Annotated in this window: 16 protein-coding genes; 1 reads left to right on the top strand and 15 read right to left on the bottom strand. The window is 72.9% G+C overall.

Translation table 11 applies throughout. The annotated features are described in order from the left end of the window. Window position 1 precedes the first annotated feature (1 nt). From ACIWVC_RS08595 to ACIWVC_RS08570, 6 genes are all read right to left on the bottom strand, one after another. Window positions 2–547, bottom strand: a complete 546-nt coding sequence (locus ACIWVC_RS08595; RefSeq protein ID WP_396446293.1) for a NuoB/complex I 20 kDa subunit family protein — start codon at window positions 545–547, stop codon at window positions 2–4. 1 nt (window position 548) lies between these two features. Then, a complete protein-coding gene (locus ACIWVC_RS08590) occupies window positions 549–908 on the bottom strand; it encodes an NADH-quinone oxidoreductase subunit A (RefSeq protein WP_396446292.1) in 360 nt (119 codons plus the stop codon). A gap of 169 nt (window positions 909–1077) precedes the next feature. Beyond that, window positions 1078–2334, bottom strand: a complete 1257-nt coding sequence (locus ACIWVC_RS08585) for a geranylgeranyl reductase family protein (RefSeq protein WP_396446291.1) — start codon at window positions 2332–2334, stop codon at window positions 1078–1080. A 136-nt stretch (window positions 2335–2470) separates the two neighbouring features. Next, window positions 2471–3172: a demethylmenaquinone methyltransferase gene (locus tag ACIWVC_RS08580; RefSeq protein WP_396446290.1), complete on the bottom strand. Its 702-nt coding sequence runs from the start codon at window positions 3170–3172 to the stop codon at window positions 2471–2473. A gap of 56 nt (window positions 3173–3228) precedes the next feature. After that, a complete protein-coding gene (locus tag ACIWVC_RS08575; protein ID WP_396446289.1) occupies window positions 3229–3486 on the bottom strand; it encodes a DUF4229 domain-containing protein in 258 nt (85 codons plus the stop codon). A 47-nt stretch (window positions 3487–3533) separates the two neighbouring features. Beyond that, window positions 3534–4520 carry a threonine/serine dehydratase gene (locus tag ACIWVC_RS08570; RefSeq protein WP_396446288.1) on the bottom strand — a complete coding sequence of 329 codons (987 nt, stop codon included), beginning with the start codon at window positions 4518–4520 and terminating at the stop codon, window positions 3534–3536. Window positions 4521–4767: 247 nt separating this feature from the next. On the opposite strand from ACIWVC_RS08570, the gene ACIWVC_RS08565 reads away from it, so the two are divergent. Then, window positions 4768–4971 (top strand): BldC family transcriptional regulator, encoded by a 204-nt coding sequence (locus tag ACIWVC_RS08565; protein WP_021593176.1) that lies wholly within the window; start codon window positions 4768–4770, stop codon window positions 4969–4971. A 132-nt stretch (window positions 4972–5103) separates the two neighbouring features. On the opposite strand, the gene ACIWVC_RS08560 is transcribed toward ACIWVC_RS08565, so the two are convergent. The 9 genes from ACIWVC_RS08560 to ACIWVC_RS08520 form a co-directional block, all read right to left on the bottom strand. After that, the gene (locus ACIWVC_RS08560; protein ID WP_396446287.1) at window positions 5104–5370 is read right to left on the bottom strand and encodes a hypothetical protein; all 267 of its coding nucleotides are present in this window, start codon (window positions 5368–5370) and stop codon (window positions 5104–5106) included. A 35-nt stretch (window positions 5371–5405) separates the two neighbouring features. Beyond that, a complete protein-coding gene (locus ACIWVC_RS08555; protein ID WP_396446286.1) occupies window positions 5406–6380 on the bottom strand; it encodes a hypothetical protein in 975 nt (324 codons plus the stop codon). A 176-nt stretch (window positions 6381–6556) separates the two neighbouring features. Then, window positions 6557–7543 (bottom strand): c-type cytochrome biogenesis protein CcsB, encoded by a 987-nt coding sequence (gene ccsB, locus ACIWVC_RS08550; RefSeq protein WP_396446285.1) that lies wholly within the window; start codon window positions 7541–7543, stop codon window positions 6557–6559. Between the two features lie 4 nt (window positions 7544–7547). After that, a complete protein-coding gene (locus ACIWVC_RS08545; RefSeq protein ID WP_396446284.1) occupies window positions 7548–9242 on the bottom strand; it encodes a cytochrome c biogenesis protein ResB in 1695 nt (564 codons plus the stop codon). Between the two features lies 1 nt (window position 9243). Continuing rightward, the gene (locus tag ACIWVC_RS08540; RefSeq protein WP_396446283.1) at window positions 9244–9984 is read right to left on the bottom strand and encodes a cytochrome c biogenesis CcdA family protein; all 741 of its coding nucleotides are present in this window, start codon (window positions 9982–9984) and stop codon (window positions 9244–9246) included. Further along, window positions 9981–10571 (bottom strand): TlpA family protein disulfide reductase, encoded by a 591-nt coding sequence (locus ACIWVC_RS08535; protein WP_396446282.1) that lies wholly within the window; start codon window positions 10569–10571, stop codon window positions 9981–9983. The genes ACIWVC_RS08540 and ACIWVC_RS08535 overlap by 4 nt, the downstream gene beginning before the upstream one ends. A gap of 48 nt (window positions 10572–10619) precedes the next feature. Further along, window positions 10620–11258: a histidine phosphatase family protein gene (locus tag ACIWVC_RS08530; RefSeq protein WP_396446281.1), complete on the bottom strand. Its 639-nt coding sequence runs from the start codon at window positions 11256–11258 to the stop codon at window positions 10620–10622. Between the two features lie 75 nt (window positions 11259–11333). Beyond that, complete coding sequence (locus ACIWVC_RS08525) at window positions 11334–13103, bottom strand: serine/threonine-protein kinase (RefSeq protein WP_396446280.1); 1770 nt, start codon at window positions 13101–13103, stop codon at window positions 11334–11336. 149 nt (window positions 13104–13252) lie between these two features. Further along, entirely contained in the window at window positions 13253–14179 is a 927-nt protein-coding gene (locus tag ACIWVC_RS08520) for a LysR substrate-binding domain-containing protein (protein ID WP_396446279.1), read from the bottom strand. Between the last annotated feature and the right edge of the window lie 22 nt (window positions 14180–14201).

The raw sequence follows: 14201 nt of genomic DNA, 5'->3' as shown, positions 1-14201 counted from the left end.
GTCAGGCCCCCTGTCCGAGCAGCGGCAGCCGGCGGCGCTTCGCCTCTTCCAGCTCGGCGATCTGCTTCTCGCGCTGCGCGCCGAGCTTGGTGTTCTGGATCTTGTCGTGCAGCTTCAGGATCGCGTCCAGCAGCATCTCCGGCCGCGGCGGGCAGCCGGGCAGGTAGATGTCGACCGGGACGATGTGGTCCACGCCCTGCACGATCGCGTAGTTGTTGAACATGCCGCCGGACGAGGCGCACACGCCCATCGCGATGACCCACTTGGGCTCGGTCATCTGGTCGTAGATCTGCCGCAGCACCGGCGCCATCTTCTGGCTCACCCGGCCCGCGACGATCATCAGGTCGGCCTGCCGCGGCGTCGCCGAGGCGCGCTCCATCCCCCACCGGGAGAAGTCGTGCCGGGGGTCGCCGGTCGCCATCATCTCGATCGCGCAGCAGGCGAGCCCGAACGTCGCCGGCCACACCGAGCTCTTGCGCGCCCATCCCGCGACCTGCTCGACCGTGGTCAGCAGGAATCCGCTCGGGAGTTTCTCCTCTAGACCCATGTCAGTCCCACTCCAGACCGCCGCGCCGCCAGATGTAGGCGTATGCGACGAGCACGGTGACGATGAAAAGAACCATCTCGACAAGGCCGAAGAGCCCCATCCGGTCGAAGGCGACCGCCCAGGGATAAAGGAAGATGATCTCAATGTCGAAGACGATGAACAGCATCGCCGTCAGGTAGTACTTGATCGGAAATCGTCCGCCGCCGACGGGCTGGGGGGTCGGCTCGATGCCGCACTCGTAGGAGTCCAGCCTGGCGCGGTTCCACCGCTTCGGGCCGGTGAACGCGGCCATCAGCACCGAGCCCGCGGCGAAGGCGAAAGCGAGCACACCGAGCACGATGATCGGAATATAGAGATCCATATCCCTACGACCTCTCCTCGGGACGTACGACGCTGTACGGGACGGGCCGGCCGCGGCCCGCCACCCTAACCAAGGTGATCAATAGCGCTCCCCTCAGGGGCTCGGGTAATGCACTGTAGTCCGCTCACCTGCGGAAGCTTGAATCCGATCGGCCGCGCCGCCCGTCCGTTCATGCCGCCGGCGCCGCCTTCCGCATCGCGTTGATGACCCGGTCCATCGCGTCCCCGCCCTTGGGGTCGGTCAGGTTGGCCAGGAGCTTGAGGGTGAAGCGCATCAGCGTCGGGTGCGGCAGGCCGTGCGACGTGAGGAACTTCATGACGCGCGGGTCGCCGATCGCCTGCACGAACAGGCGGGCGAGGGTGAAGTAGCCGCCGTGCTCGTCCTTCAGGATGCGCGGGTACTCGTAGAGCGTCCGCTCGCGCTGCGCGGGGGTGCGGCGGGCGAGCGCCTGCACCGTGATGTCGGCGGCCAGCCGGCCGGACTCCAGCGCGTAGTCGATGCCCTCCCCGTTGAACGGGTTGATCATGCCGCCGGCGTCGCCGACGAGCAGCATCCCGCGGGTGTAGTGCGGCTGCCGGTTGAAGCCCATCGGCAGCGCCGCGCCGCGGATCTTGGAGGTCGCGTGCTCCTCGTCGAACTGCCAGTCCTCCGGCATCTGCGCGCACCAGCGCTTCAGCATGCCGCGGTAGTCGACGCTCTGGAACGCCTTGCTGGTGTTGAGGAGGCCGAGCCCGACGTTGGACGTCCCGTCGCCGACGCCGAACACCCAGCCGTAGCCGGGCAGGAGGCGCTTGCCGTCCCACAGTTCGAGCCACGCCTCCATGAAGTCGTCGTCGTGGCGCGGCGTCTGGAAGTAGCGGCGGACCGCGACGCCCATCGGGCGGTCCTCGCGGCGCCGCAGCCCCATCGCGAGCGACAGCCGGGTCGAGTTGCCGTCGGCGGCGACGACCAGCGGCGCGCGGAACTCGACCTCCTCGCCGTCGAGCCGCGCGGTGACGCCGACGATGCGGTCGGTGCGCTCGTCCAGGATGGGACCGGTCACGTTGCAGCCCTGCAGGAGCTGCGCGCCGGCCTTCGCGGCGTGCTCCGCGAGCAGCTGGTCGAGGTCGGTGCGCTTGCGGACGAGCCCGAAGTCGGGGAACGACGCCAGTTCCGGCCAGGGCAGCTCGACCTTGACGCCGCCGCCGTAGATGCGCAGCCCCCTGTTGCGCCCCCAGCCCGGGTCGTTGAGGTCGACGCCCATGCCGATGAGCGCGCGGACGGCGCGCGGGGTGAGCCCGTCGCCGCAGATCTTTTCCCGCGGGAAGGTGGCCTTCTCCAGCAGGAACACGTCCAGGCCCGCCTGCGCGAGCCAGTAGGCGGTCGACGATCCGGCGGGGCCTGCCCCGACGACGATCACGTCCGCGTGTCGGGTGGAGTCGGTCACGGCGTTCCTCTTTAAGCTCGTTCGCTTGTGAAGCACTTCACAAGGATCCGACAGGGGAGTCTATTCCTTTATCACGACTGGTGGGTACTTCCGGGTCGGTCTGAGTTTGGACCGGTCCGGCCACCGGCCGCGGCGGTCAGCCGGGGTTGACGGCGTGGTGCAGCGCGGCGACGCCGAACGTGAGGTCGCGCCAGCGCACACCGCTCCACCCCGCGTCCTGGATGAGCCGCGCCAGCGCGGCCTGGTCGGGCCAGGCCAGCGTCGACTCGGCGAGGTAGCGGTAGGAGTCGGGATTGGAACTGACCCGCGCCAGCAGCGGCAGCCCGTACCGCAGGTGCGCCCGGTGGCCGAGCGCGAGCAGCGCGTTCGGCGGGTGGCTCACCTCGCAGACGAGCAGCCGGCCGCCCGGCCTGGCGACCCTGCGCAGCTCGCGCAGCGCCTTCCCGGTGTCGGCGACGTTGCGCAGCCCGAAGGAGATGGTGACGGCGTCGAACGAGCCGTCCGCGAACGGCAGCCGCAGCGCGTCGCCCGCCACGAAGCGCAGCCGCCGCACGCCCGCCTGCCGGCGCACCCCGACGCGCAGCATGCCCAGGGAGAAGTCGCAGGCGACCGTGTCGGCGCCGATCTCCGCGAACGGCACCGAGGACGTGCCCGTCCCGGCCGCGAGATCGAGGACGCGCTCGCCCGGTTTCACCTCCAGCGCCCGGACGACCTCCCGGCGCCACCGCCGGTCCCGCCCGCCGGTCATCAGCGTGTTCAGCAGGTCGTACCGCTCGGCGGTGCCGTCGAACATCGCCGCGACGTCGGCGGGCTGCTTGTCGAGTGAGGCGCGGGTCATGCCTCCACCCTAGAAGGAGGCGCGGTCCGCCGCGCGCACCGCCCTCGCCGCCGGGGCTACTCGGCGCCGGGGCGGACCCCGTCCTCCTTGGTGACGGCCTTCTCGAACCTCTCCCGCTGGGCGCGGAAGCCGCGGGTCACGGCGGCGGACATGCGGTCGCGCTGCGCGGACAGCAGGACGTAGCTCACGATGCCGCTGATCAGCAGGGCCAGCAGCACGAGCAGGAAGCCGCGGGCGCCGAACAGCGCGAGAACGCCTGCGGTCGCCGCGAAGATCGCGAGCCGCGCGACGGTGTAGAGGATGACGGAACGCATGGCACTTCGAGGTTAACCCCGGTCCCGCGCGGCCTCTCCCCGGGGTGCTACTTCAGGACGTCCAGGAAGAGGGCCGGGTCCACGTTGCCGCCGGAGAGGATCGAGACGTACGCGGCGCCCTCCGGCAGCTCGCCGCGGCGGTAGAGGTAGGCGGCGGTGGCGACGGCGCCGCCCGGTTCGGCGATCAGGCGGGCCTCGCGGGCGAGCCGGCGCATCGTCAGGCGGATCTCGTCCTCGGTGACGGTGACGACGCCGTCCACGTGCGCCCGCATGTGCGCGAACGGGAGGTCGCCGACCCGCTGGACGCGGAGCGCGTCGGCGATGGTGCGGCCGGTCTTCTCCGCGTCCCAGGAGACGGGGCGCCCCGCGGCCATCGAGTCGCGGGCGTCGGCGGCGAGCTCGGGTTCGACGCCGATCACCTTCGCCTCGGGGCGCAGCGCCTTGACGGCGGCGGAGACGCCGGCGATGAGGCCGCCGCCGCTGATCGGGACGAGCACGACGTCGACGTCCGGGCGGTCCCGGACGATCTCCAGCCCGGCGGTGCCCTGCCCGGCGATCACCCGCGCGTCGTCGTAGGGCGGGATCATCGTGAAGCCGTGCGCGGCGGCGAGCTTGCCGGCGGTCTCGGCGCGGGCCTGCGCGGTCGGCTCGACGTAGACGACCTCGGCGCCGAGCGCGATGCACCGCTCGACCTTCACGCCGGGCGTCGTGTGCGGCATGACCAGGACGGCCTTGATGCCGAGGGCGCGGGCCGCGTAGGCGACGGCCTGCGCGTGGTTGCCGCTGGAGTGCGTCACCACCCCGGCCGCGCGCTCGGCCTCGGTGAGCGAGGAGATGGCGGCGTAGGCGCCGCGCACCTTGAACGCGCCGATCGGCTGCAGCGACTCGGCCTTCACCAGCAGCGCGGGCTCGCCCTCGCCGCCGGACGGGGGGACGGGGTCGCGGGGGAACGGGACGAGCGGGGTCCGCACGGCGACGCCCGCGATGCGCTCGGCGGCCCGCTCGATCTCCGGCAGCGAAACTAGATCGGACATGGTCTCGAAGACTACTTCGGGCGCCGCGGAGGGGCGCGCGGGAGCGCGTTTCCGCCGTGACATGGCAGGTCAAACGGGGTCAGCGTGCCCGCTGTGCCGCGGGTTGCGAACACTGAGCGCGATCGCTCCTGCTCGGGAAACTACGGTCAGTGATCTTTTCCGAAAACAAGGGAGAAATCGGTCTTGACCCGCCACACTGTTAAACAGTCCACCCGCGCCGAGAGCGGGACAAAGGGGGAGAGAAAACGTGGAGAGCACGAGCGAGCGCCTGCTGACCCCAGGAGAGGTCGCCGCCCTCTTCCGGGTCGACCCGAAGACGGTCACCCGGTGGGCCGCCGCGGGCCGGATCAGCAGCATCCGCACTCCTGGGGGCCACCGGCGCTTCCGCGAGTCCGAGGTGCACGCGCTGCTGCGCGGCGAGGAGCCCGTCGCCGAGCATTCGGCCCGCTGACGAGGCTCTGGCCGCCCGGACCGCCGCGCCACGGACCGGTCCCTCCAGCCGGGCGGCCGGGGCATCGCACCCGACCACCGCCATTCCGGCCGGCCTCCCTGAACGGCCACCTGACCGGGGACGTTCCCGCGCTCAGCCCTCCGCGTCCCCCTTCCACTCCTCGAACCGGCGGAGCAGGTCCGCGTCCTCGTCCCGCCAGCGGCGCCGCCTGTCCTCCAGTTCCTCCTCGGTGAGCGACTCGCGGAGGAGCCGGTCGTAGTCGGGATCGCCGGGGCCGATCTCGACGTAGGCGTCGGCGATGATCCGTCCCTCGCGCGCCTCCGGCCCGGACTCGTCCGCCGCGGAGACGACGCTGTGCGGAACCCGGAGCGTGCCGTCGGGGAGCCGGATCACGTACATCGTCGATCACCCTCGCCGTCTGCCATCGCGGTGTCCTAGATCCCGTACCTGCGGTTGAAGAAGAGCATGACCTCGAGGGCCGTCCTGATGTTGCCGGCGAGCATATCCACGAGCGCGGGCCGCTGCCGGGACGAGATCGCGGCGAACGCGTCGGCGAAGAACTCGCGGCGGCCGAGCGCGTCCGGCTGCCGGTGGAACGCGCTCGCCAGGTGCGGCCGGCACTCCTCGTAGAGCTTGCGGAACGCGGGGCTGTCGGACGTCCACTCGCCGTCGTCGCCGTCGATGTCGTCGAGGGCGTGCCCGACCTCGTGCAGCATCACGTCCGGCGTCGGGGACGGCCGGTCCCCCACGACGATCTTGCGGTCGCCGTACGCGCCGGCGCAGATGTCCCAGGTGGCGCGGCCGGACGGCAGCGGGCGGTCGCGCAGGTGCCCCATGTCGTCCAGCTGCGGGACGCCGCCGGGCCCCACGTAGATGCCGTCCAGCCCGGCCGCGAGCTTCTCCTTCAGCGGCTCCGGCAGCGACGCGAGGCTGTCCACGGCGCCGATGACCTCGGGCGTCGGCGGCCCGTCCCGCACGTCCCACTGCCGGTACAGGACGCTCTCCAGCACCCCGCAGTTGCGCCGCCCGTCGGCGGCGTGCGGCGTGCCCGGCGGGTACGGCTCGACGCGGACCCGGTCGTCGTCCAGCTCGAAGTCGCGCCACGAGTAGTCGCCGGCGCGCGGCCGCCCGGGGCCGCGCGGCCGGAACCTGCCGGCGAAGCGGCCGTTCCCGGCGGCGTCCACCGCGTCCGGGCCGTTCACCGCGAAGTCGTCGTCGCGGCCCGCCTTGCGGAACCGGCCGAACCGGTCGCGCGGCTGGTTGCTGCGCGGCCGCACCTGCCCCGAGTCGGGCGGGGACGGGGCGTAGGCGATCTCGTCGCGGACCGCGTCGGCCCTGAACCGGCCGCCGCGCGGCGCCTCCCGGGTCCGCTGCTCCCGGGACTTGCGGTGGACGCCTTTGAAGCGCATCGGGCTCCTCTGTCTGCGGGCCCCGTGGACGTCGAGCGGCGCACACGCCGGACCGGGCCCCCGGAGGCAGGGTAAGCCGGAACCCGACACGCCGTCATCCCCCGTGGTAACGCTCGCCCCCTCAGGCGTGCTCGTCCAAGGGAGGGCGAACCCCCGCGCCCCTCGGCTCGCGCCGCTCACGCATAGGAGTGCAGCCCCGAGAACATGTAGTTCACCCCGAAGAAGTTGAACATCAGCGCGGCGAACGCGATCAGCGACAGGACCGCCGCCTTGCGGCCCTTCCAGCCGGCGGTGGCGCGGGCGTGCAGGTACGAGGCGTAGATCACCCACGTGATGAAGGACCAGATCTCCTTGGGGTCCCAGCCCCAGTAGCGGCCCCACGCCTGGTCGGCCCAGATGGCGCCCATGATGATCGCGGCCGTCCAGATCGGGAAGGCGAACGTGGTGACCCGCATGGACAGCCGGTCGAGGCTCTCGATGCCCGGCAGCCGGGCCAGGACGCCGCCCTCCGCGACGCCGCCGCGCGACTCGGCGCGGTCCTTCACCAGGTAGAGGATCGTGGCGGCGCCCGCGACCGTGAACGAGCCGGTCGCGATGATCGCGGCGGTGACGTGCAGGGCGATCCAGTAGGAGTTGAGCGCGGCGGTGACCGGGCCGACCGAGTCGTAGAGCCAGATGTTGGCGACGCCGAGCGCGATGACCGCGGCCAGCATGACGAACGCGCCGAGGAACCGCGCCCGGTACCGGAGCATCACGACCATGAACGCGGTGACGGCCGCGAACGAGATGGCGGTGAGGAACTCGTACATGTTCCCCCACGGCCACCGGTCGGCGGCGAGCCCGCGGGTCGCCAGGACGCCGAGGTGCGCGCCCCAGCCCAGCACGTTCAGCAGGACGGCGAGGTTGGCCCAGTCGATCCGGGGGCGCTCGCTCTCGTCCTCCTCCGCCTCGCCGGCGCCGGCGCCGGCCGCGGCGGTCTCGGCGCCGGCGGCGCCCACCAAGACCTTCGCCTCCGCCTTCTCCTCCGCCTTCTCCGCCACGGCCGCCTCGCGGCGGCGGCCGAAGCCGAGGTCGGCGGCGTAGGCGACCATCGCGACGATGTACAGCACGACGGTGGTCAGCATGAGCTTGTCGCTCAGGTTCGCGAGGTCGGCAGTGCTCACCTCGTCACTCCTTCGGTTCGGGGGCCGACCCGTCTTCCTGATCGGCGTCGGGATCGCTCTCGCCTGGTTCGGGGCCGGGCTCTGGACCGGGCTCAGGGCCGGGCCCGTCCTCCGGGTCCGGCTCGTCCTCCGGACCGCGCAGCGCGGCCACGATGTCGTCGAACTCCGAGGTCGGGTTCCCCAGCGTGAGGCCGCCGACCTCCACCACCGTACGCCCGCCCTCTCCGGTGCTCGCACGGACCCACACCCTGCGCCGCCGCACCATGAACGACGTCGCCACGCCGAGGACGGCGAGGATGGCCGCGATCAGCGCGGGCATGCGCCCGGGGTCGTGGTTGACCGACAGGCTCGTCCACTCCTTGAGCCCGTCGAACGTGATCGAGCCGGCGCCGCCCGGCAGCTCGAACGTCTCCCCCGGCTCCAGCAGCTTCTGGCCGCCCTTGACGGGCTGGAGCGTCTTGCCGATCCCCTCCAGCTTGTAGACCGACTGGGGGGTGCCGGAGTCGAGGCCGATGTCGCCCTTGAACGCGGTGATCGTGACGACCGGGCGGAGCGGCGCGGGGAACGCCGAGACGATCTGCCTGCCGTCCTCGCTGGCGGTCGCGGTCGGCCACAGGATCGCGTAGAAGGCGAGCTGGTCCGGCTGCGCGTCGGGCACCTTGATGACGCCCTCGGACGTCAGGTTGCGCCGCTCCATCTCCAGGAACGGCACGGAGTCCTGGAAGGCGACGTTGCCCTTGGCGTCGCGGACGGTGAACACCGGCGCGTACCCGTGGCCGAGCAGGTACACCTTCGCGCCGCCGACCTTCAGCGGATGGTTGATCTTGAGGTCGTAGCGCCGCTCCGCGGCGTCCGGGGCGGTGCGGTAGCGGATGCGGGCGTCGAAGTCGGTGCCCATGCCGCGCTTCTCGCCCCGGGTCTCGTACTTCGCCTTGAAGTCGTCGAGCGTGATGGTGAACGGGGCCAGCTCCCCGCCCCGGAACGCCCGCCCCGGCTGGAACTGGTCGTACAGGCTCAGCGAGTTGGCGAACGTCTTGCCCTCCATCAGCAGGACGTTCCCCCGGTAGCCGAACAGGTTGCCGAGCCCGAGCGCGAACAGCAGCGCCAGCAGCGCCAGGTGGAACAGCAGGTTGCCGGACTCGCCCAGGTAGCCCTTCTCGGCGGACGCGGCGCCGCCGGAGACGTCCACCCGGAACCGGCGCCCGCGCAGCACCGCGCGGGCCTCGGCGAGGACGTCCTCGGGCGGCGCGTCGGTCTCGTACTCCGCGTGCTGCGGCAGCCGGCCCAGGTTGCGGGGCGCCGCCGGCGGGCGGGCCCGCATCGACCTGTAGTGCTTGACCGCGCGCGGCAGCACGCAGCCGGCCAGCGAGACGAACAGCAGGATGTAGATCGCCGCGAACCAGGGCGCGGCGAACACGTCGAACATGGAGAGCTTGTCGAGCCAGGGGCCCAGCGTCCGGTGCTCGTCCAGGTAGGCGACGACCTTCTCCGGCGCCTGGCCCCGCTGCGGCAGGACCGACCCGGGCACCGCGCCCAGCGCGACGAGGAACAGCAGGATCAGCGCCGTGCGCATCGTGGTCAGCTGGCGCCAGGCCCAGCGCAGCCAGCCGAGCGGCCCGATGCCCCGGGGACGCGGCACCTCTTCGGGCGCCTGCCGCGCGGCGGGCGCCTCGGTGCCGGTTTCCGTTGTCTCAGTCATCTCAAATCACCGGTTCGAAGCCGCTGATCCACGACTTCAGCTCGATCGTCAGGTTCCCCCACAGGCCGCTCACGAGCAGCACCCCGATGAGGACGAGCATCCCCCCGCCGACCCGCATGACCAGGGGGTAGTGGCGCTTCACGGCGCCGAACGCGCCGAGCGCCCTGCGGTAGGCGATCGCGGTGAGCACGAACGGGAGGCCGAGTCCGACACAGTACGCCAGCGACAGCAGCGCGCCCCGCTCCGCGCTCGCCTCGGTGATCGCGAGGCCCTGCACGGCGCCGAGGGTCGGCCCGATGCAGGGGGTCCAGCCGAGCCCGAACAGCACGCCGAGGAGCGGCGCGCCGGCGAGCCCCGCCGCCGGCAGCCGCCCCGATTTCACCGTCCGCTGCAGGCCGGGGACGAAGCCCATGAACGCGAGCCCGAACACGATCGTGACGGCGCCGAGGACCCGGGTGATCGTGTCCTGGTACTCCAGCAGCCACCGGCCGAGGCCGCCGAAGACCACCCCGTAGCTGACGAACACGGCGCTGAAGCCCGCGATGAACAGCAGCGCGCCGGCGACGAGCCGGCCGCGCCGCTGCTCGGCGAGGTCGGCGCCGGTCATCCCGGTCACGTACGACAGGTAGCCGGGGACCAGCGGCAGCACGCACGGGGAGGCGAACGAGACGAGCCCGGCGAGGGCCGCCAGCGGCGCCGCCGCCACCAGCGACCCGCTGACGACCGTCTCGTTGACGCTCACTTCTCCTGGACGACCTTGGCGACGAGGGGGTTCAGCTTGGAGTACGTCGTCGCGCCGATCACGCGGGCGGCGACGCGGCCCCGCCGGTCGAGGACGAGCGTGCTCGGGATCGCGCTCGGCGGGACCTCCCGGAACGCCAGCGTGACCCGGCCGTCCGCGTCGAACAGGCTCGGGTAGGTGACCTTGAACTTGCGTTCGAACGCCTTCGCGTTGGCCTTGGAGTCCTTGAAGTTGACGCCGACGAACTCGACGCCCTTGCCCTTGTTCTCGGCGTAGACCTGCTCCAGCGACGGCGCCTCGCCGCGGCACGGCGCGCACCACGAGGCCCAGAAGTTGACGACGACGACCTTGCCCGTGAGGTCGGACAGCTTGAACGGCTCGCCGTCGAGGCGCTCCCCGGTGACGTCCTGCACGCTCTTGCGGTCGGCGGGCGCGTACCGCGTCACGTTCCCGTCGCCGCTGATGAAGCGGTTGTCGCCGCCGTCCGGCCCGCTGCCGGCGGCGCCCGTCCCGGCGCAGCCGGCGAGGAGCCCGCACAGCGCGGCGGCGGCCGCGGCGATCCGCAGCGGGGAGATTCGGGGGCTCAACGGACCCTCCTACTACTACAGGACGTAGTACACAACTTAGCGGTGCGGTCAGGCACCGGCGACACTGGGTCCCTTCGCGATGCCGGCGGCGGGCTCGCGGTAGGCCACCTCCACCAGCCGGCTGCCCGCGAACGTCAGGCTCGTGACGCTGGCCAGCGCGCACTCGCGGCGGTTCGGGTGGTGCCACAGCCGGCGGCGCTCGGCGTGCAGCCGCAGGATCCAGATCGGCAGCTGGTGGCTGACGCACACGGCCTCGTGGCCGCGCGCCGCCTCCCGCGCCCGGATCACGGCGGCCCGCATCCGCGCGGCGAGCTCCTTGTACGGCTCGCCCCACGACGGCTTGAAGGGGTTGACCAGGTGGCGCCAGTGCTCGGGGCGGCGCAGCGAGCCGGCCCCGGCCCCGAACGTCAGCCCCTCGAAGTGGTTGTCGGCCTCGATCAGACGGTCGTCCACGGTCACCGGGAGGTCGAGCGCGTCCGCGAGCGGCGCCGCCGTCTCCAGCGCGCGCTGCAGCGGCGAGGAGAAGAGGGCGGTCACGTCCCGGTCGGCGAACCACTTGGCGGCGGCCTTCGCCATGAGGACGCCGTCCTCGCTCAGGCGGTAACCGGGCAGCCGCCCGTAGAGGATGCCCTCGGGATTGTGCACCTCACCGTGCCGCAGCAGGTGAACGATCGTCGTGTCAGTCATCGCGGTCAGATTACCCGCGCCCCGCGGCCGTCCCGTCCGGCAGCCCCCGGGGCCGGCGCGTGCGCGGATCGCCGGTCAGATGCGCGTGGAGTCGACGAACCGGGATATGCGTTCGGCGGCGCGGTCGAGGTCGGCTTCGGACGGCTTCGCGTTCCCCAGGTGCTGGACGAACCAGTACATCAGCGCCGATTTGCAGATGTCGGCGTTCGCGGCCGGGGCCGTGCAGGTGATCGGCACGACCTGGGCGCGCGGTGTCAGGACCGCCAGCTCGGCCTTCACGAGGGGTGACGGATAGGGCAGGTCGTCGGTGCCGAGGCCGCGGGTGAGCACCGCCTGGTAACCGGGCACGCCGGTCGGCAGATCCGCCCTCGTGCTCTGCGCGGACGTGCACTCGTTGCCCTGCGCGCGTTCCCGCCGCGCCTGCTCGGAGTCGGGGAAGTACTCGCAGAGCGCGATCCGGATGCCGCCGACCGAGCCCTGCCAGTGCTCCTCGACGAGCGCGGTCGCGCCGCCGACCGTGCTGGAACCGCCGTTCGCGCCGACGGACCCCTTGCACTCGGCGCCCGCGGGACCGATCAGCATGCCCTGGCCGGACCCGTACACGGCGGTGCCCGGCGGCGGCTCGACGCGGGCGGGGAGCGTCACCTTGGCGGGGATGCCGGACGGCGTGGTCACCGCGCCCGGCGCCTCGACGACGCACGGCCGCACGTCCGCGACGGCGGCCGCGGCCTTCCGGGTCGGCTTCGGCGCCGGGTCCTGCTTCGTGGCCTGGTGGACGGCGACGGCGCCCGCTCCGACGGCGGCGACCGTCCCGACCGCGACGGCGGCGAGCCCGGCGCCACCGGCGAAGAACGCCTTGATCGCCGAGGCTCCGGCGGCCTTCCCGGCGGTGGAGGCCGCACCGGCCGCGGACGCCCCCGCACCCGTTCCGGCCGCCGCTCCGGCCGCGGACGCCGCGCCCGCGGCGCCGGGCGCCAGCCAGGCCGCCAGCGGGAACAGCGCGGCGAGCGCCACGGCCCCGGCGGCGAGGGCGTGCACGCCGCGCGCCTCCCAGTCCCGGCCGTAGGCCGCGCGGGCGGTGCGTTCCAGCTCGTCCACGAAGGCGGCGGCGCCCGCGGGACGCTCCCCGGGCGCCTTCGCCATGCCGCGCAGGACCAGCGGGCGCAGCGGCTCCGGCACGCCTTCGACCGGGATCTCACCGGTGAGGTGGGCGTTCATCAGCTCCGCGCGGCCGCCCGCGTAGGGCCGCCGCCCGGTCACGCACTCCACGAACACGCAGGTCGCCGAGTAGACGTCGGACGCGGGCGTGGCGACGTGCCGGCTCCACTGCTCGGGCGCCGCGTAGTAGGGGGTTCCGGCGCCGCCCGCCTCCTGCCCGGCGGGGGTCGCGATGCCGAAGTCGACGAGGCGGCTGCGCCCGTCCGCCGGGACGACGACGTTCGCGGGCTTGTAGTCGCGGTGGACGACGCCGACCGCGTGGGCGGCGGCGAGGCCCAGCAGCGAGCCCTTGAGGACGGCCAGCGACGCCTCGGGGCCGAGCGCGCCGTGCCGCTCCAGCAGCTCCTTCAGGGAGACGCCGTCGACGGCCTCCATGATGATCGCGGCCGTCTCCGGGCCCTCGACGAGCCGGAACAGCCGCGCCACGTGCGGGCTGCCGGCCCGGCCGAGCATCAGCGCCTCGTGGCGGAGCCGCTCCCGGTCGGCCTCGTCCGCCCGGACGGCGAGGTACTTGATCGCCACCGGCGTGCCGGACGCGTCGTGCCGGGCGAGGACGACCCGCCCCTGGGCGCCCGCGCCGAGCTCGCGCACCTCGGTGTACCCGCCGACCCGCCACGCACCGTCCATGAGCCCTCCGCGACTCCATGATCGCGACAACCTACCGAACGGCGTTCATCAACGGCGAGCCGGACGAAACGCGGCAGCCCCGGCACGCGGCAGCTCGGCACGGGTCAGCTCGGCACGGGTCAGCTCAGCACGGGTCAGCTCAGCACGGGTCAGCTCAGCACGGGCGCGACCGACGGGACGTCGGCGGGCACGGCCGCGCGCAGCGCGTCGACGGCGGCGCGGATCGCGGGACGGCGGGCGGCCTCCTCCCGCCACACCGCGTACACCCGGCGCGACAGCGGCGCCGACAGCGGCACGATCACCACGCCGGGCGGGACGTCGCAGCGGCCGAGGCGCGGCAGGATCGCGTTGCCGAGCCCGGCGGCGACCAGGGCCAGCTGCGTGGCGAACTCGTAGGCCATGTGGTCGATGCGGGGCTCGCTGTCGACGGCGCGGAGCGTGCGCAGCAGCCAGTCGCAGCAGATGCTGTCCGGCACGGAGCTGATCCAGGGGTCGCCGGCCAGCTCCTTGAGGTCGATCGTCTCGCGCCCGGCGAGCGGGTGGCCGGCGGGCAGCGCCACGTCGGCGACGTCGTCGCAGATGACGCCCTTGTGCAGGCCCTCGTGGAAGGGCAGCGGCTCGTTGTTCCAGTCCTGGACGATCGCCATGTCGATGTCGCCGCGGGACACGAGCGGCATGCTGCGCAGCGGGTCCTCCTCGCGGAGCTGGACGCGCAGGTCGGGGTGGTCGGCGCGGAGGGAGCGCAGCGCCGCGGGCATCAGCCCGCGAACGGCGGTCGGGAACGCGGCGACGGTGAGCTGGCCGACGACCGAGCCGCGGTGCGCCTCCAGGTCGGCCTGCGCCTGCTCGACGAGGGACAGGATCCGCTCGGCGTGCGCGACGAGGAGTTCGGCGGCGTCGGTGAGCCGGACGCCGCGGCCGTTGCGTTCGAGGAGCTTCTGCCCGGTCTCCCGCTCCAGCTTCGCCAGCTGCTGGGAGACCGCCGAGGTGGTGACGTGCAGGACGTCGGCGGCGGCGCTGACCGAGCCGTAGGTCGCGACCGAGTGGAGGGCGCGCAGCCGTTCCAGATCAAGCATGAAGTAATACTAAAACGAGGTG

It is taken from the genome of Actinomadura sp. (assembly GCF_044508335.1).
GTDB lineage: Bacteria > Actinomycetota > Actinomycetes > Streptosporangiales > Streptosporangiaceae > Spirillospora.
Note: the sequence above shows the minus strand (reverse complement) of the source record. Positions and strands in the feature narration are given on the sequence as shown.